Raw genomic sequence first — 25,211 nt, 5'->3', positions numbered from 1 at the left:
GGGCCGGTCAATAGTCCTTTTCGAAGAACAATCCCGCGCCGGAATCGCCATCGCTACCGATTGAACCCTTGGCTTTCAGGCTGGGGGTGATGTCCAGATTAATGGTGCCCTTCGTCTTGCCGGCGGCACCAGCTTCGACACCCAGATAGACATTGTCGCGGATATAGCGTCCGGCCCGCACACCGGCATTGCCCTGACTGTCGGTCACCACATCAAGATCGTCGAGGCCGGTGCTCTTGCGCAAGCTTTCGAGCAGGGAGGAATTCGAGCCGCCCGCAAGCTCGGCCGCGGCGGCCGCCAGACGGGCCACCTGCAGCGGTGACAATTCGCTGATCGACCGGTTGAAGATCAGCCGCGCCATGACCTCGTCCTGGGGCAGTTCAGGCTGCGACGAGAAGCTGATTTGCAGGTCCGAAACACGGCCCCGGACGGTGACGTTCACAGTGATATCGGTACCTTGCGTGCTGGCAACGAAGTTCAATTCGGGATCGAGATCCCCGACCAGCGTGACCTGACCTTCGGTGAAAGTAATGCGCTGGCCGAGAATGCCGAGGCGGCCACGGATGAGGTCGAATGCACCGACCGGCTGAATATCGGTAGCGGGCCCGGTCAGGCGAACGGAGCCGCCGATTTCCGCATCGAGGCCGCGGCCGCGGATGAAGATCCTGTTGGGGGCGGTAACGTTTATGTCGAGCCGCACGACGCTGGGGCGGGCCGTCGGTGTCGCCACTTGCGGCTGGTCCGCCCTTGCCCGCTTCAGTGTCTGCTCCACGGCCCTGGACGGATCCCTGTGCTTGACGTCGATGACCGCGTTCGAGCCGCCGAAGCTTTCCGGAACCGTGATTTCGGCACGATCGATATTGATGTTGCCGGAAATGACGGGGTCGCGGGTCAGAGGACCTTTGACGGCAAGTGCACCGGTAACCGTAGCGACCACGAGATTGCCGTCGGCATAGCGCGCCTTGTCCAGCCTGATGTCGATATTTGCCGGGAAATTAGCAGCGGCATCCGTAGAAATCGTGCCGGTGGCACTGATCGTTCCTCCGGTCGACAGCGCGGCATTGAGCGTGCGGATGGTGATGGTCGTTCCGTCCATGCTGCCAAGCAGCGTTATGCGCTGCAGCCTGATATTGGCTTCCGGATCGAGGACCTCCGCACCATTGGTCGAAAACATGCCGCGTATCTGCGGTTGTGCAAAACTACCCGTCACCGACGCGGTCACTTCGATGACACCCTTTGCCTGGGTCCCGCGATCGGCCATGAAGCGATTGGCAAGGAACAGCGGGATATTGCCGGTAACATTGATGCCGAGGCCCGACCCGGACAGCGGGACGTTGCCACTGGCCGAAACGGTGAAGCCCTGCGGTCCATCCGCTTTGGCGGAGGAGAGGGTCAGCGTATTGTTGGCAAAGCGGCCGGCGGCGGCAAGCTGCAATGGTGCAAGGCCTGCCTCCTGCAGCGGCCTGGCGGAAAGCCCTGCGCCTTTCAGATCGAACTCGGCATTGGGCCTTTGCAAAGTACCGGTGACCCGGCCACGCCCGGAAATATTCCCGGCCAGGTTCTGGCCCTTCACAACGTCATTCAATGCGTTCAGCGGAAAACTCTTCAGATCGAAATCCACGCCGAGCTGGCCCTGCGCAAGGGGTATCGAACCCTTGGCGGAAGCATCGAGCCCACCGGCGCCGGTGAGATGCGCATCGACATTGAGCCGGTCCGTCGTGGAGGTACCCTTCGCGTCGAGGTTGAGCGCGTCGAGCCCGGCTTTTTTCAATGCGGCAGCTGTGATGGCACGAGCCTGCATGTCAAAATTGACATCCGGCTTCACGCGCGTGCCACCGATCCTTGCCGTACCGTTGATCTCGCCGCCAAGCCCAAGATCCGGCTTGATCGTATTGGCGATATCGAGCGGCAGTCTCTGAATGGCAACTGCCAGGTTAAGCGTCTCTGCAATTTCGCCGCTGACCGTCACCTTGCCATGGCCGACGTCGAGGATGATGTCGCTGAGCGTGAAATTACTGCCCGCAACGTTGATTGTGGCGGGCTGGACGAGTCTGGCGCTCAGTGCCCCACGCGTCAGATCCGCATTGGCGAGAGACAGGAGATAACCCTTGTCGGTCGGCTGCAGCGAGCCGCCCACGGACGTCCTGGCGCCATTCTTCAGGCCGGCATTCATCTTGAAATTGGTGGTCTTGCCGTCCTGCGCCGCCTGGGCGTCGAGGCCGGTTATGTCGATGCCCGATGCCGATACGTCAGATGCCGTCACTGATCCGTTGGCCGATGGAACCTTGAAAATATCCTGCGCCGCCAGCGCAACCGCCGCCTTGCCGATGACAATGTCATTGGCTTTCAAGCCGTCGATCTGACCTTTGATATCGACATTCTGCTTCTCTCCGTCATGCGCGAGAGCGATCGTCGCATCTGCCTTGCCTGTCGCCTCGACCAGAAACAATGCTGCGGCCGTCGACACGTCGCTGGAAGCGAGCGTCAGATTGCCCTGTAGCAATCCCTTTTTATCTTGAGTGACGTCGCCGCGAAGGCGGGTGCCGCCCGCAATGAACTGGATATTGCTGAGACGCTTTTCATCATCGTGGACGGCGATTTCCGTTGCAAGGTCGGCGCGGATACCATCCAGGAAGGCGAGGCCCGACACCTTGCCGTCGACGATGCCCTTGTAAAGCGTGCCGTTAAAGGTCAGATCACCCTGCGTCAGCTTGCGCCCGGACAGGGTGCCTTCGGGTACGCCGGCATTGAAGGCAAGCGCGATGATATTATCCTGACCGCGTGCACTGCCCCTGACCTTGAGCGCGCCACCGGCCTTTTCGGAAAGCAGCGCGAGATCGGTGAGATTGAGCCCGAAATCAAAGTTTGCCGCGCCGCTCGCAAAGGTGCCGTCGGCCGTGACCAGCGTCTGCGGGTTCACGACTTTGAAGTTCCTGGCAGTGAGGCCGTTCGCGTTGCGCGCCAGCCCGCCGGTGATGCGCGTCTCGCCCGCAAGCACCTTGTCGGCCGCATCGATGCCGAGCTGCATGCCGGTGGCATAGCCGTCCAGCATCAGGTCGAAGCCGCCCGTCAATGCCTCGACCAGGCCATTGGCCTTCAGATCGATCGAACCGGCGAGATCGCGACCCGCCAGCGCGGAGAATGGCGCTATGCTCGATGCCTTCACAAAAATGTCGCCGCTATAGGCAAAGTCGTTGATGGTGCCGGTCAGCGACGCGCTCAAGCCATTGGCAGCGATCAGCGCCTGCTTGAGATTGACCGGGTTTCCTGCCTTCCAGTCACCATTGATCTTGAGCTGAATGAGTTCACCCAGCGCTTCAGCGATGTCCGCGCGCTTGGCGGTGACGCCCGAGATATCGCCCGTCACGTCGTAAGTCAGCGAACGCTCCGTCGGGTTGTCGATATTCTGGGCAAGGCCCCGGCCAATCAGATTGATGGATTTCGAAGCGAAGCTGTCCGATGTGAAATTCGTTATCTCGACTGTACTCGTCCAGTCGTCACCCCGGTTGGTTCCATAGGCGACAGCCAGCACAGCCTTGTCGACCGTCGTCTCGCCGCCCTTCACAGGCAGGATCACCTTCTTGCCGGTCGGGTCGGCAATGGTCGCATCGACCTTGAGGCGGCGGAGGAAACCATCATTCGTGGTCTCGCCCGTTGCATCCAGAGCCAATGCATTGCTTTTGATATTCAATCGGTCAAGCGCCACACCTCCGGCGTCACGCAATACCCCATTGACGATGAGTGCTGTTTCATTGCCGAAAAAGTCACGGAAGATTGGCGGTATCAGTCCGGCGATCTCACCATTCACAGTGGTTTGGAAGCCAAGCCCGTCAGTCTGGCGATCAAGCTTCGTTTCACCGGTCAACACACGCTTGCCGGCCGCATCGAGCGTCAACTGCAGAGCGAGGTCACTCAAGGGACCTGAGCCCTTCAGAGCCAGCGCCACGGGTGGTTTGCCTTCGATGTTCAGGAGGTTGGCGACGATGCCATTTTCCGGCTCGTTCAGCGTCAGGTCGAGATCGAGCTTCTGGCTTTCATTTGCGTAGGCGGCCTTGATCTTGAACTCGCCGCCCGGGCCGTCGAGGCGTTGCACCTGCAGGTTGGAATCCAGCGAACCACCTTCAAGCCTCACATTGCCAGCCAGGGAGATTTCCGATTTCAGACCAAAAACTCCATCACCGAATGCGATACGCCCTACCTGTAAGTCCTGCAGGATCACGGCCAATGGCAGTTCCGGCAGGCTGAAGGGTTTTGCTTCGGGTGAAGGCAGGCTCTCATCGGGCAGCGGTTTGCGCAATATGTCGATGCGATCGGCGGCAAGCGTGTTGACGTCGAGGCGGCCACGCAAAAGCGCGAGGCGGCTCCAGACGATTTTCGCATTGGTGACCCTCAGCCAGATGCCTTCGCGATCGGCGACCGTAATACTGCCGATGCTGGCCTCGGACGAGAGAACGCCCCGGATATCCGAGATGACGATCTGGCGATTGGGCGTCGAGAGCTGATTCTGGACAAAGCTCAGGAAGTAGGACTTCTCAGCCTCGGAACTATCCTGCGCCACAGCCGGGGCTGCAAACAGCAGCAGAAATATGACTGCTATGATCCTGGTCAAAACGCCTGTCCTATGCCAACGTAAAATGCAAAATCCGGATCGTCGTCCGTCGGGTCGAGCGGCACGGCGAAATCGAGCCGAATGGGGCCGAGGCCGGTATTATAACGCAGACCGGCGCCCACACCCACTCGCATGTTCTCGGCGAAATCCGGGAAGGACTCCTCGCCAACATAGCCTGCGTCGACAAAACCAACGACGCCGATCGTCTCGGTCATGCGGATGCGTGCCTCCACGGAGCTTTCGATCAGCGAGCGTCCTCCAATGACAAAGTCCTCGCCATCCCTCGTCACGTTAACGCCCACGTTCCGATAAGCATAACCACGTATGGAGCCACCGCCACCGGCGAAGAAGAGCTGGTCAGGCGGCAGTTCGGCGACCTCGGCTCCCACGATCGTGCCAAGTTTCAAGCGGCCAGCGAGAATGAAGCGGCTGTCTGCATCGAAACTGTAATAGGTGCGGCCTTCGGCGGTGAACTTGGTGGCGAAATTGCCGTACTCGAACTCGTAGAATGGCGACAGCAGCCCTTCGAGAAAATAGCCGCGGGAGGGATCCACCTTGCTGTCGCGGCTGTCATAGGTCAGACCGCCAAGCAGACCAGCTGTCAGGAAGTCGCGCTTGCCAAAGAAATCATCGTCGAAGCGGGATTTTGAGATATTCGCAGTGATCTTGCCGGATAGTTCATCGGAGAAAACGTGGGTGAAGCCGGCATCGGCGGTAACCGACGTTTGGGTATAAGCGTCGAGAACTTTGCGCTCGCCGATCAGCGACGAGATGAAATCGGTATCGGGCGTAAAGACGCCCGGCTTGGTGAAACTGACGCCAAGCAGGTAGCTATAATCCTGCGGATCGTAGGACTGATCCCCGATGCCGCTGATCCTCGCGTCGAAGCGCAGCCGCTCTGCCCTGCCGAACAGGTTGCGGTGCAGCCAGAATGCTTCGAAACCGGCGCCATCCAGCGTCGAATAGGAGCCGCCCAAACCGAAACGCCGGAGCTTCTGTTCCTGAACGGCGACTGTAATCGGCAGGAGGCCGCCGCTCGTGATAGCCTCGGCTTCCTCGATGCGGGCCGACCGGAAGACCTCGAGACGCGACAGGCGCTTCCTGGCGCGTTCGATCTCATCGGGGTCATACTCCACCCCAGGCTGCAAGCCGGTGATGAAAGCGACGAATTCCGGGTCCATGCGCTCTGTCCCCGTCACCCCCACCGGCCCGAAAACAGCGCGCCGGTCGGGATCGACCTCAATTGTGGCATCGACCCTGTTGTTGTTATGATCGGCAAGCACTTCGCGCGAGACAATTCTTGCCTTGGGATGCCCCTGTTCACGCCACGCATCGACAGCGAGCCGTTCAGCCTTGACGATGGCCGTCGATCTGGCGACATCACCGGGAGCAAAACCTTGGTCTTCCGGTCGATCCACCACGTCCTTCGGATCGATCGGCGGGGGCGCCATGTTCTCGACGCGGGCGGTGGCGAACAGGAACTGGGGACCCGGATCGACAGAGATCGTCACCGGCGCGGGGTTTGGCAGCGTTGCATCCGGCGGGATATCGCTGGCTTCCTTTCCACCGACCTTGATGCTGATTGTTCCGCCATAGCGGCCATCAGCATAGAGAGCGCCAAGGATGCGGCGATAATCGCCCCTTGCCTTCGCAAGCAGGCCCGCAGCGCCGGACGCCGGCTTGTCCTCGTCGGCTATGAGGCTGGATGCCCCTTCGACAAGCTTTTTCGTTTCCTTGTTGTCAATGGCTGAAATGTCTACGGTGTATTTGTGCGGATCGGCGATTACCGCATCCGCATCCGCATCTTTCCTTTCGCCCCAGAGATGAATGCCGAAAAGGTCGAAAGCCTGCGCTGGCGAAACAAGAGCGGTAAATGCCAGCAGAGCGGCGCCGAAAAAACTGGCCTGTGGGCGCCTCAAGTCGATCAACCAGTTAAATCCCTACTCACGAAAAACACACAAATACGCCGCAGGAACGGAGAAACATTACCTGCGATCGATAAAATTCGCCTCCCGAGCTTAAGAAAACGATAACATGCCGGTACTGGCTGGCCAACCCGCCATAGCCCTGGCGCGGCTGTGCAAGGCGCGGCTTGTGACCTTAAGGCCACAATACCGCCCGTATCCTGCCCGAATTGCGGATCACTTTTTGTTATTCACGTGAAATTTCATGTCCCTGTTGCAGTCCCAGAAGATATCCCTTACTTATATACTATATATACCGTTAAGGATATACCTATGCCGCTTTACATTAAAGACGACAGGATAGACGATCTGGCACGCCGCTATCAGGCAGCGGTCAAGGCGCCCTCCAAAACCGAGGCTGTAAGGCTTGCTTTGCAACAAGCGCTCGACGAACAGCTCAGTCAGCCTACGCTCGTCGAAATAGCCGCGAGTTTCTGCCGCGACCTCAAGTCCAAGGCCAATCTCAATAGAGGTCTTCCTGCAGACAAGGCATTTCGAGACAGTCTTTACGACTAACACAGGGCGGGCCCGATGTTCGTAGATGCTTCGGCCATGGTGGCCATGATGACCGACGAGGACGACGCACGGAACTTCGCAGCGCGCTTACAAGCTTCCGACAATCGCATGACCTCGCCGTCGGCAGTCTGGGAAACTGCGATCAATGTTGCTCGCATTCTTGGTATCGGGATCGCCGAGGCGGCGAATGCCGTACAGGCGTTTCTAACTGCAATGAAAATCCAACTGGTTTCAATACCACCGGAGGCAGCATTCATCGCCATCGCCGCGTTTGATCGTTTTGGCAAGAACCGCCATCCCGCCGATCTGAATTTCGGCGACTGTTTTGCCTATGCGTGCGCACGGCACTACCGCCTGCCCCTACTTTACAAGGGCAATGATTTTTCCAGGACAGATATTGATGCTGCGTAAAAGCAAAAGGAGCGCCTGAATCCACAGGCGCTCCTATCTTGTCTACTCCGCAGCCGCCAACCATTCGGTTTGCGGCTTTGTATCAACCGGCATTGCGGCACTGATGTGACCTGCAACGATCTCCGCCGTTGCCGCCGACAATGTCCAGCCCAGATGACCGTGACCGGTATTGTAGAATACGCCGGGGCGCTTGCCGCTGCCGACCCGTGGCAGCATGTCCGGCATCATCGGACGCAAGCCCGCCCATGGCACGACGTTGGATGTGTCCATCCCCGGAAACAGATCCCGGCTCCAGTCAACCAGCGGCTTGACGCGGTCGTGGCGAATGTCGCGGTTCTCGCCATTATACTCGGCGGTTCCGGCAACGCGCAGGCGCCCGGCGCCGAGACGGCTGGTGACGATCTTCGCATCATCGTCGAGCAGGCTGACCCAGGGCGCAGACTTCTGGCTCTCATCGTCATTGAGATTGATGGTGATCGAGTATCCCTTGACCGGATAAATATTGACGCGGTCACCAAGCTGCGCCGCGAACCTGCGGCTGGCGATGCCCGCGCAGATGACGACGGCATCGAAGCGCGCTGTCTGGACTTTTGACGGCGTGACGGAAGCCTTGTTCCAGGAAACGACGACGCCGTCAGCACCGTGCTTTAGCGTCTGCACATTGGCATCGCCGGCGAAGAGGACTCCGCGCCGGACCGACGCATCGGCAAGCCCACGGGTAAATTTGTGGATGTCGCCAGTCGAATCCGACGGGGTGAAGAAGCCGCCATAGAACGAACCATCAAGAGCCGGCTCGATCGAGCTGATTTCCTCATTGGTCACAGCACGGCGGTCAAGGCCGCCAGCCCGCAGCAGCCTGTTGACCTTGACGGCGTGATCATAACCGTATTTCGAGCGGTAGATGTGCAGTATGCCGCGCTTTTCGAGGTCGAAATCGATCTTCTCTTCGGCAGCGATCTCGAACATGCGCTTGCGCGCTTCGATGGCGAGCTTCGTCGTTGCAATCGTGTTTTTCTCGTAATGCGGAATATTCATCACGAATTCCGCCATCCAGGAATATTTATGCCAGGATGGTTTCGGGTTCATCAGCAGCGGCGCATCCTTGCGCAGCATCCACTTCATGCCCTTGAGAACGGTTGACCAGCTGTTCCACACCTCGGCGTTCGACGCCGAAAGCTGACCGCCATTGGCGAAGGAAGTTTCCATCGCGGCATAGCGGTTGCGGTCGAAAACAGTGACGGAGTAGCCCTGACGGGCGAGCGCATAAGCGGTCGTAACGCCGGTGATACCGGCGCCGATAATGGCGATATTGGTCATGACAGACGAAGTCCTTCAGCAACACATGGTTTCAGTTTCGCCGTTCAAAACGGCACGAAACCCCATCTGTCACGGAACCTGAGAGTTTGGCCCTCACGCGCCCGCCGGGTGTTTGTCACCCATGTCGTTGGCAGCGTAACCGGTGCATCACCGGTCAGGGCTTTCTCCTTCGGTGGGCGAAACCAAATTGGCCACGCCTCTCTCCAGATGTCCGACGCTAGTCTGGTCCTTTTGCCTGAGAGTTTCCGGGGCGGTTGCTCCATCGGCGCCGGTTTTACCGGTCTCTCCCAGATAGCCTGTGCGAACGGTGCCGCTTATATCGCAGTTGCGAGAAGAGAACAACTGGCTAAGCTCGAGCCAACCCATTATGTTGGCGAAGCACAAAACCTGTCCTTCCGGAGTAAATTCATGAAACCCGTCTTCCTGCAGCTGCAATGTTTCCCCGGCAAAACCTATGAGGTAGCGGCTGCGCTCTTCGAACGCGAAATCGTCTCGGAACTCTATTCGACCAGCGGCGACTACGATCTGCTGATGAAGATTTACATTCCCGAGGATCAGGATATCGGCAAGTTCATCAATGACAATGTGCTCGACATCCAGGGCATTGCCCGTTCGCTGACGACAATGACCTTCACAGCGTTCTAGGTCCGCACGAGAACCGAGACATTACGTCCCGTTTCATGCGGCAATGAGCTCCCCTATGTAATCATCGCAATGAAAAGCTCTCATCCGGGTAACAAAATTCCATTCTTTGCCATGGAAGCGGTTTTTCTGTAGAGATGCTGTCCAACTCGCAATTCACCATCAGGATTTTCACAAGATGCCTCCCTATCGTTCACGCACAACCACACATGGTCGAAACATGGCCGGTGCCCGCGGGCTCTGGCGCGCGACCGGCATGAAGGACGAGGATTTCGGCAAGCCGATTATCGCGGTGGTCAACTCGTTCACCCAGTTCGTGCCCGGTCACGTGCATCTGAAGGATCTCGGCCAGCTCGTCGCCCGTGAAATCGAGAGCGCTGGCGGTGTGGCCAAGGAATTCAACACGATCGCCGTTGATGATGGTATCGCCATGGGCCATGACGGCATGCTCTATTCGCTGCCGAGCCGCGAGATCATCGCCGACAGCGTCGAGTACATGGTCAACGCGCATTGCGCGGACGCAATGGTATGCATTTCCAATTGTGACAAGATCACCCCCGGCATGCTGATGGCGGCATTGCGCCTCAACATCCCTGTCGTGTTCGTTTCCGGTGGCCCGATGGAAGCCGGCAAGGTTGTCTGGGAAGACAAGGAAAGGAAGCTCGATCTGGTTGATGCCATGGTCGCGGCTGCCGACGACCGTATATCCGACGAGGAAGTCAAGGCGATCGAACGCTCTGCCTGCCCGACCTGCGGCTCCTGTTCCGGCATGTTCACGGCGAACTCGATGAACTGCCTGACCGAGGCCCTTGGCCTGTCGCTGCCGGGCAACGGCTCGACACTGGCAACCCATGCGGATCGCCGCCGTCTCTTCGTCGAGGCCGGGCATCTGGTGGTGGATCTCGCCCGCCGTTACTACGAGCAGGACGACGAGACCGTACTGCCGCGCTCGATTGCATCCTTTGCAGCTTTTGAAAACGCCATGACACTCGATATCGCCATGGGCGGCTCGACGAATACGGTCCTGCATCTGCTGGCCGCCGCCCATGAAGGCGAGGTCGATTTCACCATGAGCGATATCGACCGCTTGTCCCGCCGCGTGCCTGTCTTGTGCAAAGTGGCGCCTGCGGTCGCCAATGTGCACATGGAAGACGTGCACCATGCGGGCGGTATCATGGGCATTCTCGGCGAACTCGACCGTGCCGGTCTGATCGACACCTCGGTCTATTCGGTGCATGCGGCCAATCTGGGTGCGGCGCTCGATCGCTGGGATGTGGTTCGCACCAAGAACAAGTCCGTGCATGATTTCTTCATGGCAGCACCGGGCGGCGTGCCGACACAGGTCGCATTCAGCCAGGAACGCCGCTTCGCCGATATCGATCTCGACCGTGAGAAGGGCGTCATCCGCAACGCGGAACATGCCTATTCAAAGGACGGCGGACTGGCGGTACTTTATGGAAATCTCGCCGAAGACGGCTGCATCGTCAAAACCGCAGGGGTCGACGAGATCGATCCTGAAATTCTCCGGCCCTGCCCGCATTTTCGAAAGCCAGGACAGCGCCGTGCTCGGCATCCTCAATGGCGGCATCAAGCCAGGCGATATCGTGCTGATCCGCTATGAAGGTCCGCGCGGCGGACCCGGCATGCAGGAAATGCTCTATCCGACCAGCTATCTGAAGTCCAAGGGCCTGGGCAAAGCCTGCGCCCTGATCACCGACGGGCGGTTCTCGGGAGGATCTTCGGGTTTGTCCATCGGCCACGTTTCGCCGGAGGCGGCGGAAGGCGGCTTGATCGGCCTCGTCGAGGAAGGCGATATCATTGATATCGACATCCCCAACCGCAAGATCCATCTTGCCGTTGAAGATGCAGTTCTGGCCGACCGGCGCGCGCATATGGAAACCAGGGGCGCGGCTGCATGGAAGCCGTCCGAGAAGCGTAAGCGCAAGATTACCACAGCGCTGCGCGCCTATGGCGCCATGGCGACAAGTGCCGCAAAGGGTGCGGTACGTCAAATCCCGGATGAGTGGAACTGAGTAACTAGCGTGCCATTATCTCTCCCTTGTGGGAGAGAAAGCGATCTCAGCATCTTAGCCCTTGCTAAGTGCTGGAAATCGCAAGAGAGGGATTTCGAAATGACTGCAAATCCCTCTCTTGGATTATCTCCCCCACAAGGGGGGAGATAAGACCCTACTTCGCCGCGTCGGTGATCTTTGTCGTCCAGGCGCCTTCCGGCTTCTTGGTGATGACCGGATCGGAACCGCCACCGAGCAGCGTTTCCACGGTGCGGTCAGCAGCTGCCACATCCAGCACGCCATCGGAGCCTTCCGTCAGCTTGTTGATTTCCGCCACCATCCGCTTCTGGTGTTTTTCGGTCTGGGCACCACTCGCATCGTTGTCGAGTACGATCGTTGCGGCCTCATCCGGATTGGCACGGGTGTATTCCCAGCCCTTCATCGAGGCCTTGACGAAACGCGCCAGCTTATCGACCATCTTGGGATCATCCAGGCTCTTCTGCAGTACGTAAAGCCCGTCTTCCAGCGTAGCGACTTTCTCGTCCTCATATTTGAACGTCACCAGCTGGTCCTCCGGAATCCCGGCATCGATTACCTGCCAATATTCGTTGTAGGTCATGGTCGAGATGCAGTCGGCCTGCTTCTGGATCAATGGATCGACGTTGAAGCCCTGCTTGAGAACGGTCACGCCCTGCGGCCCGCCATCGGTCTTGAGACCGAGATGGTTCATCCAGGACAGGAACGGATATTCATTGCCGCCGAACCATACACCGAGCGTCTTGCCCTTGAAGTCCTCCGGCTTGGTGATGCCGGTTTCCTTGCGGCAGGTCAGCATCATGCCGGAACGCTTGAAGGGCTGGGCGATATTGACCAGCGGCAGGCCTTTTTCGCGCGTTGCCAGAGCTGAGGGCATCCAGTCGATCACCACATCCGCGCCGCCACCGGCGATCACCTGCGGCGGAGCCACATCCGGACCGCCTGGCTTGATCTCGACATCGAGGCCGGCTTCCTCGTAGAAACCCTTGTCCTTGGCCACGTAATAGCCGGCAAACTGGCCCTGCGTGACCCATTTGAGCTGCAAGGTCAGCTTGTCGGCTGCCAGTGCCGAGCTTGCCATCAAGGTCATGGCAAGGCCGAGTGAGAGTGCAACCGTTTTCTTCATGTTTAGTTCTCCTCTGTTCTTGTTGTTAGGTTCGATAGGATGGGTGCCAGAACGTGACAGCCCTTTCTATGAGTGTAATCAGTCCGTAGGACAGTGAACCGGCGAGCGCTGCGACAAAGATCTCAGCCCAGACCATGTCGACATTCATGCGGCCAACCTCGGCCGATATGCGAAAGCCCATGCCAACGATGGGCGACCCGAAGAACTCGGCGACGATGGCGCCGATCAGTGCCAGCGTAGAATTGATCTTCAGCGCATTGAAGATGAACGGCATTGCCGCGGGCAGCCGCAGTTTCAGCAGCGTCTGGCCATAGCTCGAGCCGTAGGTGCGCATCAGATCGCGCTCCATCGCGCCCGATGCAGCGAGGTCCCGCCACCGTGTTCACCAGCATGGGGAAGAACGTCATGATGACCACCACGGCGGCCTTCGATTCCCAGTAGGAGCCGAACCACATGACCATGATCGGTGCGATGCCGACGACGGGAAGCGCCGCGACGAGATTGCCGATCGGCAGCAGGCCCTTGCGCAGGAAGGGCACACGGTCGACGATGATCGCCGCCAGAAAACCCGAGCCGCAGCCGATGACATAACCGGCAATCGCCGCTTTCAAAAAGGTCTGCTGGAAGTCAGCCCACAGCGTCGGCACCGACGACGCGATGCGCGATGCAATCATCGATGGCGGCGGCAGAAGGATTGCCGGTACGCCGAAGCCGCGCACGACGATTTCCCACAGGATCAAAAGCCATGCCCCGAACAGCACGGGCAGGGCGAGATTGACCAGACGCTGTGCGTCGGGCGATGCCAGTCTCAGTGCAGCAAGCCTTTGCACGCCGAGCCAGGCCAGGAGCCACGCGGCCGCCACCATGCACCAGTAACCGGCCGCAGGACCGGTAATTTCAAAGGAGCCAAGCAGGCCTATCAGGCAGAACGCCGCGACGTGAACCAGCACAAGCAGGGCGACCAATGACGTATTTGAAGGTGGCACGAACAACGCGACAGCCGCCGCAGCAAAGAGTATGGCGGGCGCCGAAAAGAAGAAGAGCCCCGGAGCATCCGCCCCCGTTGGCAGCACCAGGGAACCCGCCGCGAGGATGAAGGCGATGATGGCAAGGGGTGAGCGTTTCATGGCCGCACCCCCATACGCCGGTTGACCATGTTCGCAATGAGCCCGATCAAACTGACAAGAACAGCCGCCATCAAGGCCGCCGCAATCAGCGCCGCCCATATCTGCACTGTCTGACCATAATAGGAACCGGCGAGCAGGCGCGCGCCAATGCCCGCCACGGCGCCTGTCGGCAATTCGCCGACAATGGCGCCGACGAGGCTGATGGCAACGGCAATCTTCATGGAGGTAAAGAGGTAAGGCATGGATGCCGGCCAGCGCAACTTCCAGAATAGCTGCGCCTTCGAGGCGTTGTAGGTGCGCATCAGGTCGAGGTGCATGATCTCCGGCGAGCGCAGGCCCTTCACCATGCCGACAGCGACAGGGAAGAAGGACAGATAGGTCGAGATCATTGCCTTGGGCAGAAGCCCGGTGATGTTCACGGCGTTGAGCACGACGATGATCATCGGCGCGATGGCAAGGATCGGCACGGTTTGCGAGGTGATGATCCACGGCATCAGGCTCTTGTCGAGCGTGCGCGAATGAACGATGGCGATCGCCAGCAAAATGCCCAGAAGCGTTCCGAGACCAAAGCCAAGCAGCGTCGAGGAAAGCGTCACCCAGCCATGGTAGACAAGGCTGCGTTTCGACGTCGGGCTGATATCGAATACGGTCTTGCGGATCTCCGCTGCCACCTGGTGCGGCGCGGGCAGGACGGGGCGCTCCTGCGCCATGGTGTTCGCGATCAATTGGCGAGTCGAAATCGTCGTGTTGGCGCGTGCGGCCTGGTCGCGCTCGAAAGGCGCGTTGAGAATGACAGCAAAGACATACCAGAGCGCGAGAATTGCAATGAGAACGGTGCCCACCGGAATGACACTGTTGCGAATGAAGTTCATGGCTTTGCCTCAGCACTATCCGGTTGCCAGCGATAAAGAATATCCGGCAATTTCTCTTCGTTATCGCCTTCTGTCCGCCTGACTTCCGCAAAACCCTCGTGCTTATAAAATGCTCGCGCGTCGCGGTTGGCGACGAAGGTCCATAGCTGCACCGGCCCGGTGGCTTCCGTCTTCGCACGATCGAGCAACGCCTTGCCGACCCCCTTATGCCGGTAGTCGTCATGCACATAGAGAGCGCTGACAGTGTTATCCGGAGCAAGGGCGATCATGCCGGCGATGTGATTGTCATTCTCGGCCACGAAGACCTGGAACCGCGAAAAGACGGTGTCCCGATAAAACTCAACCACTTCTTCTCGAGGATGAACGCGGGGCATCCAGTTGGTGGCGTCGATCCACGCATTGACGATCTCCGCGCATTCGGGCATGTCGCGCAATTTGGCGGCCCGGATAATCATTCTGCGCCCCGCTTCGGCGTCATAGATGCGCCTCGTCGTAGGAATGACCGTGGCGCAGCCCATCGCGCACCCGGTGGGCGATTTCGAGAAACTTCGGGGTTTCGCGGATATCGAGGGTGCGTTCCGAACCGAGGTTGCAATCGATGATCTCGTGGATCCGGCCGGGCCGAGGACTCATGACCACGATCTTGGTGGAAAGGAAAACCGCCTCCGGGATGGAGTGGGTGACAAAGATCACCGTCTTTTGCGTCTTCGCCCAGAGCTTCAGCAGTTCCTCATTGAGGTGATCGCGAACGATTTCGTCGAGCGCACCAAACGGTTCGTCCATCAGCAGCAAATCGGGATCGAAGGAAAGCGCGCGCGCGATGGAGGCGCGCTGCTGCATGCCCCCGGAAAGTTGCCACGGAAACTTCTTCTCGAAACCGGAAAGATTGACCAGCTCCAGGTTCCTGGCAATGCGCTCCTTGCGTTCCGCCTTGGGCACACCCATCACTTCCAGCGGAAGCGATATATTGCCCCCGATCGTGCGCCACGGGTAAAGTGCCGCAGCCTGGAACACATAGCCATAGCCGCGTTTCTGCCGCGCCTCGGATGGCGTCATGCCATTGACGGAGATCGTACCCGAAGTCGGCTGTTCGAGATCGGCGATCACTCGCAACAGCGTAGTCTTGCCGCAGCCGGACGGGCCGATGAAGGAGACGAACTCGCCGCCGTTTACGGCGAGATTGATGTTGGACAAAGCATTGACGGGTCCGTCATTGGTCTGGAAGACCAGCGACAGGTCCTTGACGTCAATCACATTTTTCGGCGCCGCATCTGCCATCGTCTTCGCCTTGGGTCGGAGCGCGACGACTGTCATCAGACGCCTGCCGGAATATTCTTCGGATCGCGTTCCACTCTACGCGGTGCCGTCAATTCCTTCCAAGTGGAAAGTGCACGATTTGCCGGGGCATTGGCTTCGCGTTCGACAAAGCGGCCGCTGCCCGTTGGCGCCAGCACCTCGCCATCCTTGAAGGCGATCTGGCCGCGTGACAGCGTCATGCGCGGCAGGCCGGTTACTTCGATACCCTCGAAGACATTGTAGTCGATGGCGGATTTCTGGGTCTTGGCCGAAATAACCTTTGATGCGTTCGGATCCCAGATGACGATATCCGCATCGGAACCCGGGAGGATCGCCCCCTTACGCGGGTAGATATTGAGAATGCGGGCAATATTGGTGGAGGTAACAGCCACAAATTCATTTGGCGTCAGGCGCCCGGTACGCACGCCCCTGGTCCACAGCACGGGCATGCGGTCTTCGAGCCCGCCCGTGCCATTCGGGATCTTGGTGAAATCGCCCACGCCAAAGCGCTTTTGCTGCGTGGTAAAGGCGCAATGGTCGGTTGCGACAACCTGCAGGCTGCCCGAGGCAAGACCAGCCCACAGACCATCCTGATGGATCTTGTCGCGGAAAGGTGGCGACATCACCCGGCGCGCCGCATAGTCCCAGTCCTCATTCTTGTATTCGCTTTCATCGAGCGTCAGGTGCTGCACCAGCGGCTCGCCATAGACCCGCATGCCCTTTGCCCTGGCACGGCGAATGGCTTCATGCGCCTGCTCACAGGAGACATGCACGATGTAGAGCGGCACCCCGGCCTGATCGGCGATCATGATGGCACGGTTGGCCGCCTCACCCTCGACTTCCGGCGGGCGCGAATAGCCATGGGCTTCCGGACCAGTATTGCCTTCAGCCAGCAGTTTCTGCTGGAGATGCGCAACCACGTCGCCATTTTCCGCATGCACCAGCGGCATGGCGCCGATCTCGGCGCAGCGCATGAACGACGCGAACATCTCGTCATCATCCACCATCAGCGCACCCTTATAGGCCATGAAATGCTTGAAGGTGTTGATACCGCGCTCGACCACTTTCGGCATTTCGTCGAAAACCTGCTTGTTCCAGCTGGTGATCGCCATGTGGAAGGAATAGTCGGTGCGGGCCTTGCCCGCCTTCTGGAACCAATCCTGCAGGGCAACGAGCAGACCATCGGCGCCCGGCAGAACGAAATCGACGACCATGGTTGTGCCACCCGCGAGGGCGGCAGCCGTGCCCGTATCAAAATCGTCGGAGGAATGCGTGCCCATGAAAGGCATTTCAAGATGGGTATGCGGATCTATGCCGCCCGGCATCAGATAGCATCCCGTCGCGTCTATAGTCTCATCGCCGGAAAGATCAGCACCGATGGCGGCGATGGTTTCGCCGCCGATCAGGACATCCGCCTTATAGGTGCGGTCGGCGGCAATGATTGTACCGCCCTTGATCACTTTCGTCGCCATGTGTCCGTTCCCCTTCTTGGTCTTTTTCCGAACATGTTGCCGTATGTTTGAGCTAACTGTTCAGGACTGGATCTCCGCCGTCTCCAGAACCGCATGCAGCAGGACGTCTGCACCCGCCGCAGCCCATTCCTTCGAAATATCTTCATCCTCATTGTGGCTGAGTCCGTCGACGCAGGGGCACATGACCATGGCAGTTGGCGCAACGCGATTGATCCAGCAGGCATCATGACCCGCGCCGGAAACAATATTGCGGTGTGTGTAACCCAGCCGTTCGGCGGCGTTGCGAACGGCGGTCACGCAGCCTTCATTGAAGGTGACCGGATCGAAATGACCGGCCTCCTCGATTGCTATCTCAAGGCCGAGCTCTTTGGCAATCCGCGGCGCCTTCTCCTCGATTTCCGCCTTCATTGCGCTGAGTGTGGCAAGGTCCGGCGAGCGGATATCAACGGTGAAAACCACCCTGCCCGGAATGACGTTGCGCGAGTTCGGATAGACGTCCACATGGCCGATTGCCCCGACGGCACCCGGCTGGTGCGCCATGGCGATGGTATGCACGAGCTCGGTGATGCGCGCCATGCCGAGCCCGGCATTCTTGCGCATCGGCATGGGCGTCGAACCGGTATGGCTTTCCTTGCCGGTCAGGGTGATCTGCAGCCACCACAGGCCCTGGCCATGGGTGACGACGCCTATATCCTTGCCCTCGGCTTCGAGAATAGGGCCCTGCTCGATGTGCAGCTCGAACAGCGCATGCATCTTGCGCGCTCCTACACTCTCGTCGCCCTTCCAGCCGATGCGATCGAGTTCGTCGCCGAACTTCTTGCCCTTGGCGTCCTCGCGATCGTAGGCCCAATCCTGTTCGTGGATGCCGGCAAAAACTCCGGAGGCCAGCATGGCAGGCGCAAAGCGTGTGCCTTCCTCATTGGTCCAATTGACCACGACGATGGGATGTTTGGTCTGGATGTTGAGATCATTCAGTGTACGGATCAGTTCGAGCCCGCCGAGGACGCCAAGCACGCCGTCAAATTTGCCCCCGGTCGGCTGGGTATCGAGATGGCTGCCGACATAGACCGGCAATGCGTCGGGATCGGTCCCCGCACGCGTAAAGAACATATTGCCCATGGTGTCGACGCCCATGGCAAGGCCTGCCTTTTCGCACCAGGACTGGAACAGCCGGCGGCCTTCGCCGTCTTCGTCGGTCAGTGTCTGGCGGTTGTTGCCGCCACGAACGCCCGGTCCGATCTTCGCCATCTCCATCAGACTGTCCCAGAGACGGTCGCCGTTGATCCTGAGATTTCCCGTGAGCGTCATGGCGCAGCTCCTTATGCGAGGTTCTTCAGAACGTCGGCCAGCGTGTCGAAAAAGATGCTCGATCTGGCCCTTGCTGATGATGAGCGGCGGCGATAGCGCGATGATATCGCCGGTCGTACGGATGAGCACACCTTTTTCGTAGGCGTCGAGGAAGGCCTGGAACGCGCGCTTGGTCGGTGCGCCGTCGATAGGCTGCAACTTCGATGGCGCCGATCAGACCGAGATTGCGGATGTCGATGACATGCGGCAGGCCTTTCAGCGCGTGCAGGGCGTCGCCCCAATATTCCGAAAGATCGGCAGCTCTCGTCATCAGGCCTTCGTCTTCATAGGTATCGAGCGTCGCCAGTGCCGCGGCGCAGGCGATCGGATGGCCGGAATAGGTATAGCCGTGGAACAGCTCGATCATGTTTTCCGGGCCAGTCATGAACGCTTCATAGATCTCCTTCGTAGCGAAGACCGCGCCCATCGGAATCACACCGCTGGTAATGCCCTTGGCCGTGGTTACGAGGTCGGGGATGACGCCGAAATAATCGACGGCAAACGGTGTTCCAAGACGGCCGAAACCGGTGATGACCTCGTCGAAGATCAGCAATATGTCGTGCTTGGTGCAGATCTCGCGCAGGCGCTTCAGGTAACCCTTCGGCGGGATGAGCACACCGGTCGAACCGGCCACCGGCTCGACGATAACCGCAGCGATGTTGGAGGCATCGTGCAGGGCGATAACCTTTTCCAGATCATCGGCAAACTCGACACCAAATTCCGGCTCGCCGCGCGTGTAGGCATTGCGCGCCGGATCGTGCGTATGGCGAATGTGATCGATGCCGCCCAGCGCATTGCCGAAAGTCTTGCGATTACCGGAAATGCCCCCGACGGAAATGCCGCCGAAGCCGACACCATGATAGCCGCGTTCGCGGCCGATCAGCTTGGTCTTGGTGCCGTTACCCTTGGCGCGGTGATAGGCAAGCGCGATTTTCAGCGCCGTATCCACCGATTCCGAACCGGAATTGGTGAAGAATACATGGTCGATCGGCGATGGCAGCATGGCCGCGAGCCGGGCGGCGAGCTCGAACACTTTGGGATGGCCCATCTGGAAAGCGGGCGCGTAGTCGAGTTCGGCAACCTGTTTCTGTACGGCCTCGACGATCTTTGGTCGGGCATGTCCGGCGTTGCAGCACCAGAGCCCGGCCGTTCCATCGAGAATCTCGCGGCCATCATGCGACTTGAAATGCATATCCTTGGCGCTGACCAGGAGACGGGGATTTTGCTTGAACTGCCGGTTTGCCGTGAACGGCATCCAGAACGCATCAAGGTTGTTGGTTCCCAATGCCGGTTGCGACATGTGATCAGGCCTCCAGATTGCGGATGTTACCGCTTGTTTTATGTTCCCGAATGATTGAACCTCTGGCACAATCAAAAACTTGACTACTTGGTCAAAATGCAGGCTAGAAGAGCATAAGAAAGCGGTCAAGCGCTTTGTGGGGTTTTAGAGCAGTTCCGGGATGCGACGAAAGGGCCGGTCGGGCCAGAATCAAAAAGGGATGAGAGGCATGGCGAGGGCCGCAAAGAAAAAGGCGAACGAGACCCCGGAAAAGACGACCCGCATACAAGAGATCAATCGCCGTCTTATTCTTGATGCTGCGCTGGACGTTTTCTCCACTTACGGGTTTCGCGGCACCACGATCGACCAGATCGCGGAGAAAGCCGGCATGTCCAAACCGAACCTCCTCTATTACTTTCCGCGCAAGCAAAACATCTACGTGACCCTGCTGGAGGAGACTCTGGCGGAATGGCTGGCGCCGCTCGCCGAGATCGATCCGGAGGGTGATCCGATCGAACAATTGCGCAAATACATCACGCTGAAGATCAACATGTCGGAGAGCCATCCCGAAGCATCGCGCCTTTTCGCCAACGAAGTGTTGCATGGCGCGCCGGCGATCAGCGATTTTCTCTCCAAACACCTGAAGCCGCTTGTGGACGAGAAGGCCACCGTCATTCGCCGCTGGGTCGGCGAAGGCAAACTCGCGCCGATCGATCCCTACCATCTTATCTTCATGATCTGGGCAACGACCCAGCATTATGCGGATTTCGACGTGCAGGTACGCGCGATCATGGGCAACCAGGTTGGGCGTCCCGGTTTTCGTGAACAGACGGCGCAAGCGGTGTTGAGCATTATTCTCAACGGCATCCGCCCGCGCGCTGTTTAAACAAGAAATCCTACTCCGCCGCCACCTTTGCCATCGGATTGTTCGGGTGCGTCGTCCAGTTGGCATATTCCGGCTGGATCGGCAGCTTGGTGCGCGGATCGACACCGGACGTCATCGGCACCATGCTGATGCAATTGTCGACCGGACAGACATTGACGCAGAGATTGCAGCCGACGCACTCCTCGTCGATCACCTCGAAGTGACGCGCACCGTCGACCATGGAAGTGATCGCCTGGTGAGAGGTATCCTCACAGGCAATGTGGCAGCGGCCGCATTTGATGCAAAGGTCCTGATCGATCTGCGCCTTGGTAATGTAATTGAGGTTGAGATACTGCCAATCCGAGACATTCGGCACGGCAAGTCCCTGGAAATCCTCGATCGTCCGGAAACCGCGCGGATCCATCCAGTCGGATAGGCCGGAAATCATCTCCTGAACGATCTTGAAGCCATAGGTCATTGCCGCGGTGCAGACCTGCACATTGCCGCAGCCGAGCGCGATGAATTCCGCCGCATCGCGCCAGGTAGTAATGCCGCCAATGCCCGAGATTGGCAGGCCCCGCGTTTCGGCATCACGGGCAATTTCCGCCACCATATTGAGCGCAATCGGCTTCACGGCCGGGCCGCAATAGCCGCCATGGGAGCCGCGGCCGTCAATGGAAGGCACCGGAGCAAAATTGTCGAGGTCGACGGAGACGATCGAGTTGATGGTATTGATCAGCGAGACTGCGTCCGTTCCGCCAGATTTTGCCGCGCGCGCCGGCTTGCGGATGTCGGTGATGTTCGGGGTCAGCTTGGTGATAACCGGCATGCGGGTATATTGCTTGCACCAGCGCACGACCATTTCGATATATTCCGGCACTTGGCCGACGGCGGCACCCATGCCGCGCTCGGACATGCCGTGCGGGCAGCCGAAATTCAACTCGATGCCGTCGGAGCCGGTGGCCTCGACCAGCGGCAGGATGGCTTTCCAGGATTCCTCCTCGCAAGGCACCATGATCGAGGCGATGAGGGCGCGATCCGGCCACTTCTTCTTCACCTCGGTCATTTCCCGCAGGTTTACTTCGAGCGGTCGGTCGGTGATGAGTTCGATATTGTTGAAGCCGAGCAAGCGCCGGTCCGGACCGTGGATCGCGCCGTAGCGCGGACCGTTGACATTGACGACCGGCGGCCCCTCTTCGCCGAGGGTCTTCCAGACAACGCCGCCCCAGCCGGCCTTGAAGGCGCGCTCGACATTATAGGCCTTGTCAGTCGGCGGTGCCGAAGCCAGCCAAAATGGGTTTGGAGATTTGATGCCAAGAAAGTTCGATGAAAGATCGGCCATGGTCGTTTCCTTTAGCCGGTGACGTGGCTTGGATGATTGGGGTTCTGCCCCGGTGTGGATGCTCCCTCGGAATTCCCGGCCATGACGGCTTCGACGAAACCGCTGACCTTGTCCGGCTGCTGCATCAGGGTGCGATGAATGGATTCGGCCGCAAGCTTGCCGTCTTGCACCGCCGCGACTGTCAGGTCCTCGCCGCCGGCGATGCAATCGCCGCCCGCCCAGATACCGGGGATCGAGGTTCGACCCTCGTCATCAACGCTGATACGCCCCTTGGACAGTGCAATACCTGCTTCCGTCAGAACGGTTTGAGCCGGCGTCTGGCCGATCGCCTTGAATATCTGGTCGCTGGCCAGCGTAATGCTCTCGCCCGAGGTGCTGAGCCGGCCGTCGGCCATGACGGTGTAGTCCAGCGTAATGCCACAGACTTCGCCATGCGCGTTGCGGGTCAATGCGCGCGGTTGCAGCCAATGGCGGATGATCACGCCGTTTTTCAGTGCAAGTTCCTGCTCATATGCGCTGGCATTCATGTGTTCCGGACCGCGGCGATAGGCGATAATGACATTTTCGGCGCCGAGCAGTTTCGTCTGGACGGCAACGTCGATGGCGGTCATGCCGCCGCCAATGACAACGACATCACGGCCAACCGGGATTTGCGAAAGGTCGTCGCTCTGGCGCAGAACCGAGATGTAGTCCACCGCATCGATGCAACCGGCAGCGTCGTCGCCTTCCAGTCCGAGCTCATTGACGCCGGGAAGGCCCATGCCGAGGAACACCGCATCAAAGCCCGCTCGCAATGCGTCGAGGCTGATATCGCGGCCCAGGGCCTTGTCGTTCTGGATCGTGATGCCGCCGATCTCGAGAATGAAGTCGACTTCCTTCTGGGCAAAATTGTCGACGCTCTTATAGGAGGCGATGCCATATTCATTGAGGCCGCCAGCCTTGGGCCGCGCCTCGAAAATCGTCACGTCGTGGCCATGCATCGCCAGGCGGTGCGCGGCGGACAGCCCTGCCGGTCCGGCGCCGACAATGGCAACGGACTTGCCTGTCGATTCGGCGCGCTTGAAAGGATGCTGGCCATTTGTCATCAGGTGGTCGGTGGCATAGCGCTGCAACAGGCCGATCTTTACCGGCTTGCCTTCGGCGACTTCGCGAACACAGGCCTGTTCGCACAGGGTTTCCGTCGGACAGACGCGGGCACACATGCCGCCAAGGATGTTTTCCGAAAGAATGGTCTTGGCCGATCCGGTGGGATTGTCCGCATTGATCTCGCGAATAAACAGCGGAATGTCGATGCCCGTCGGGCAGGCATTCATGCATGGCGCGTCATAGCAGAAATAGCACCGGTCCGATTCGACAAAGGCTTCATGCCGGGTGAGTGGCGGGTGAAGATCGGAAAACACGTCTGCGTAGGCGTCGGAAGCGAGTCGCCCGGCTCTGACGTCACGGATTCCAGAATCGATCGATCCCATGAAATCGCATCTCCTCTATTGACTTGCGTCCGGTTCCCTGTGGATCGCAGTCATTTTCATGATGGGCCGGTTCGTCCGGCACCTCTCATGCGAAGAATGGCAGATTTTCATAAAAGGTCAAATTTTTTATCAAACGGTCAAGAAAAATTGGCTCGGTAAAAACAGAGCCAGAACATGCAGAGGGACATCAGTCAAATCTGCGCCGCAATGTAATACCGCCAATATTGACGCGGTTGAGTGGCGCCGCGCCGCCGCTGCCACCATAGAGCGCGTTGGATGCGAGATATGACATATTGTAATAGTCGCTGACCCTGATCGTATAGCTCCTACCCTCGACGAGTTTGACCTGAAGGGGTGTTGATTCTGCCCCAGATCGTCCAGTTCAACAGATGTGGCATGACGAGGACGGACTTGGCCACCGTATCGGTACCCTGGACGACCTCCATCTGCTTCACCCCCGCTGTTATGCCCGTCGTGGGGTTGTTGAAGTTGTTGCCGTAGGGCAACAAGATATCATAGGTGCCGCTGATGGTTGGCGTGAATGTGAAAGTCAGCACCTCGCCAGGCGTTCCCCAATCGGCCCAGGAATTCCGACCGTGCTCATCGTCTGCGCGTCGCGTGACAGAACCAGGAACCGAGTTGTTGGTCGCATTAAAGGCACCGAGGAATGTCAATCTGCTGTCACCCCAGTAGCACGCGGGATTGGTCCGCTGCGACACGTTCCTCAACCCCCTGTCATATTGCCGTTCCAGCGAATAGCACAATGCCTGATTGCTGGTGCCGGGGTTGGCGGCATTGCTGTCCGGGTCGCTCCAATTGCTGCCGGTGACGCCGGTCGCAACGCGCGTACCATTACGATAGACGCTGATGGTGGTTCCCTCCGGCGTCCCGTCGGTCCAGGACAGATTGACCAAGCCGTCGGCCCCTTTTGTCGCCGCCCAATTGCCTGGCGTCATGTTGAGACTGACCATAGCCGGACCGTAATAGTCGGAGTCTAAGGTTACCTTTGCCGTTCCGCCATTTTCGGTGTTGTCGATCAGGCCGATCTCAAAGATGTTCGGCCCCTCGCTCTTCAGTTGCGCGGCGAGCGTATGTTTCGTCAGATCGAACTGCTGCTCGCCGTCAACGCTCATGGTCTTGATTGTGTAGGCGCCATCCAGGCTCGCGCCCAGTGCGGGCAAATTCACCTTGACCGTGATTTTCTTCCCCCGGTAGTCGAGATTTCTGAGCTGCAACTGCCTGGCGCCATTGAAAACATCCTTGTGCATCTGCTTGGTGATAAAGGGCGCAAAACGAATGCCGGTCTGATCGGTATCCCGCCCAAACACAACATCCAAGACCGCGCCGATATAGCCGCCGGCGGACCATAGTTGCTTGTCCGAATTGATTGCGGGGGTGACAGGCGACAGATTGTCGAACTGGAAGTTCTCCATGTTCGACAGGTTCAACGCCGCGCCATTGACCAGCGTTGCGAAATTGCGGTTGACCACATCGGCATTGCGCCCCTTG

At 59.0% G+C, this 25,211-nt stretch carries 16 protein-coding genes, 3 pseudogenes and 1 riboswitch; of the genes and pseudogenes, 5 read left to right on the top strand and 14 right to left on the bottom strand.

Annotated features, from left to right (window positions below):
- Positions 1-7 precede the first annotated feature (7 nt).
- The gene (locus N8E89_RS07670) at positions 8-4,609 is read right to left on the bottom strand and encodes a translocation/assembly module TamB domain-containing protein (RefSeq protein ID WP_262261641.1); all 4,602 of its coding nucleotides are present in this window, start codon (positions 4,607-4,609) and stop codon (positions 8-10) included.
- A complete protein-coding gene (locus N8E89_RS07665; RefSeq protein WP_245448580.1) occupies positions 4,606-6,528 on the bottom strand; it encodes an autotransporter assembly complex protein TamA in 1,923 nt (640 codons plus the stop codon). Before N8E89_RS07665 ends, N8E89_RS07670 begins: the two co-directional genes overlap by 4 nt.
- Positions 6,529-6,846: 318 nt before the next feature.
- Between N8E89_RS07665 and N8E89_RS07660 the strand changes: the two genes are divergently transcribed.
- The gene (locus N8E89_RS07660; protein WP_106662333.1) at positions 6,847-7,089 is read left to right on the top strand and encodes a type II toxin-antitoxin system VapB family antitoxin; all 243 of its coding nucleotides are present in this window, start codon (positions 6,847-6,849) and stop codon (positions 7,087-7,089) included.
- Between the two features lie 15 nt (positions 7,090-7,104).
- The gene (locus tag N8E89_RS07655) at positions 7,105-7,500 is read left to right on the top strand and encodes a type II toxin-antitoxin system VapC family toxin (protein ID WP_106662332.1); all 396 of its coding nucleotides are present in this window, start codon (positions 7,105-7,107) and stop codon (positions 7,498-7,500) included.
- 42 nt (positions 7,501-7,542) lie between these two features.
- Here the strand turns inward: N8E89_RS07655 and N8E89_RS07650 are convergent, their stop codons facing one another.
- The gene (locus tag N8E89_RS07650) at positions 7,543-8,817 is read right to left on the bottom strand and encodes a D-amino acid dehydrogenase (RefSeq protein WP_106662331.1); all 1,275 of its coding nucleotides are present in this window, start codon (positions 8,815-8,817) and stop codon (positions 7,543-7,545) included.
- A 213-nt stretch (positions 8,818-9,030) separates the two neighbouring features.
- A riboswitch (glycine riboswitch) is annotated at positions 9,031-9,117 on the bottom strand.
- Positions 9,118-9,225: 108 nt separating this feature from the next.
- On the opposite strand from N8E89_RS07650, the gene N8E89_RS07645 reads away from it, so the two are divergent.
- Together N8E89_RS07645 and ilvD are read left to right on the top strand one after the other, a co-directional pair.
- Entirely contained in the window at positions 9,226-9,462 is a 237-nt protein-coding gene (locus N8E89_RS07645; RefSeq protein WP_100000660.1) for an Lrp/AsnC ligand binding domain-containing protein, read from the top strand.
- 175 nt (positions 9,463-9,637) lie between these two features.
- Positions 9,638-11,492: pseudogene (gene ilvD, locus N8E89_RS07640) on the top strand (dihydroxy-acid dehydratase).
- Between the two features lie 154 nt (positions 11,493-11,646).
- Here the strand turns inward: ilvD and N8E89_RS07635 are convergent.
- The 8 genes and pseudogenes from N8E89_RS07635 to N8E89_RS07600 all read right to left on the bottom strand — a co-directional run bounded on the left by N8E89_RS07635 (position 11,647) and on the right by N8E89_RS07600 (position 20,047).
- Positions 11,647-12,633 carry an ABC transporter substrate-binding protein gene (locus N8E89_RS07635; protein ID WP_106662329.1) on the bottom strand — a complete coding sequence of 329 codons (987 nt, stop codon included), beginning with the start codon at positions 12,631-12,633 and terminating at the stop codon, positions 11,647-11,649.
- 25 nt (positions 12,634-12,658) lie between these two features.
- A pseudogene (locus tag N8E89_RS07630) lies at positions 12,659-13,760 on the bottom strand (ABC transporter permease).
- Positions 13,757-14,632: an ABC transporter permease gene (locus N8E89_RS07625; protein WP_106662327.1), complete on the bottom strand. Its 876-nt coding sequence runs from the start codon at positions 14,630-14,632 to the stop codon at positions 13,757-13,759. Before N8E89_RS07625 ends, N8E89_RS07630 begins: the two are co-directional and overlap by 4 nt.
- Positions 14,629-15,087 carry a GNAT family N-acetyltransferase gene (locus tag N8E89_RS07620; protein ID WP_245448552.1) on the bottom strand — a complete coding sequence of 153 codons (459 nt, stop codon included), beginning with the start codon at positions 15,085-15,087 and terminating at the stop codon, positions 14,629-14,631. Before N8E89_RS07620 ends, N8E89_RS07625 begins: the two co-directional genes overlap by 4 nt.
- A 19-nt stretch (positions 15,088-15,106) precedes the next feature.
- Positions 15,107-15,946, bottom strand: a complete 840-nt coding sequence (locus tag N8E89_RS07615) for an ABC transporter ATP-binding protein (protein ID WP_106662325.1) — start codon at positions 15,944-15,946, stop codon at positions 15,107-15,109.
- A complete protein-coding gene (gene hydA / locus N8E89_RS07610) occupies positions 15,946-17,400 on the bottom strand; it encodes a dihydropyrimidinase (RefSeq protein ID WP_106662324.1) in 1,455 nt (484 codons plus the stop codon). Before hydA ends, N8E89_RS07615 begins: the two co-directional genes overlap by 1 nt.
- Before the next feature lie 60 nt (positions 17,401-17,460).
- On the bottom strand, positions 17,461-18,708 hold the full coding sequence (locus N8E89_RS07605; protein WP_106662323.1) for a Zn-dependent hydrolase: 1,248 nt from the start codon (positions 18,706-18,708) through the stop codon (positions 17,461-17,463).
- Positions 18,709-18,719: 11 nt separating this feature from the next.
- A pseudogene (locus N8E89_RS07600) lies at positions 18,720-20,047 on the bottom strand (aspartate aminotransferase family protein).
- Between the two features lie 208 nt (positions 20,048-20,255).
- Between N8E89_RS07600 and rutR the strand changes: the two are divergent.
- Positions 20,256-20,912, top strand: coding sequence for an HTH-type transcriptional regulator RutR (rutR, locus tag N8E89_RS07595; RefSeq protein ID WP_106662321.1), 657 nt, complete (start codon positions 20,256-20,258; stop codon positions 20,910-20,912).
- Positions 20,913-20,922: 10 nt separating this feature from the next.
- Here the strand turns inward: rutR and preA are convergent, their stop codons facing one another.
- The 3 genes from preA to N8E89_RS07580 all read right to left on the bottom strand — a co-directional run bounded on the left by preA (position 20,923) and on the right by N8E89_RS07580 (position 25,192).
- Positions 20,923-22,233: an NAD-dependent dihydropyrimidine dehydrogenase subunit PreA gene (gene preA, locus N8E89_RS07590; protein ID WP_262261633.1), complete on the bottom strand. Its 1,311-nt coding sequence runs from the start codon at positions 22,231-22,233 to the stop codon at positions 20,923-20,925.
- An 11-nt stretch (positions 22,234-22,244) separates the two neighbouring features.
- Positions 22,245-23,702, bottom strand: coding sequence for an NAD(P)-dependent oxidoreductase (locus N8E89_RS07585; protein ID WP_106662319.1), 1,458 nt, complete (start codon positions 23,700-23,702; stop codon positions 22,245-22,247).
- Positions 23,703-24,028: 326 nt separating this feature from the next.
- On the bottom strand, positions 24,029-25,192 hold the full coding sequence (locus tag N8E89_RS07580) for a hypothetical protein (protein WP_262261630.1): 1,164 nt from the start codon (positions 25,190-25,192) through the stop codon (positions 24,029-24,031).
- Positions 25,193-25,211: the final 19 nt, after the last annotated feature.

The organism is Phyllobacterium sp. A18/5-2 (assembly GCF_025452215.1).
Lineage (GTDB): Bacteria > Pseudomonadota > Alphaproteobacteria > Rhizobiales > Rhizobiaceae > Phyllobacterium > Phyllobacterium sophorae.
This window is presented reverse-complemented; position numbering and strand designations above follow the sequence as displayed.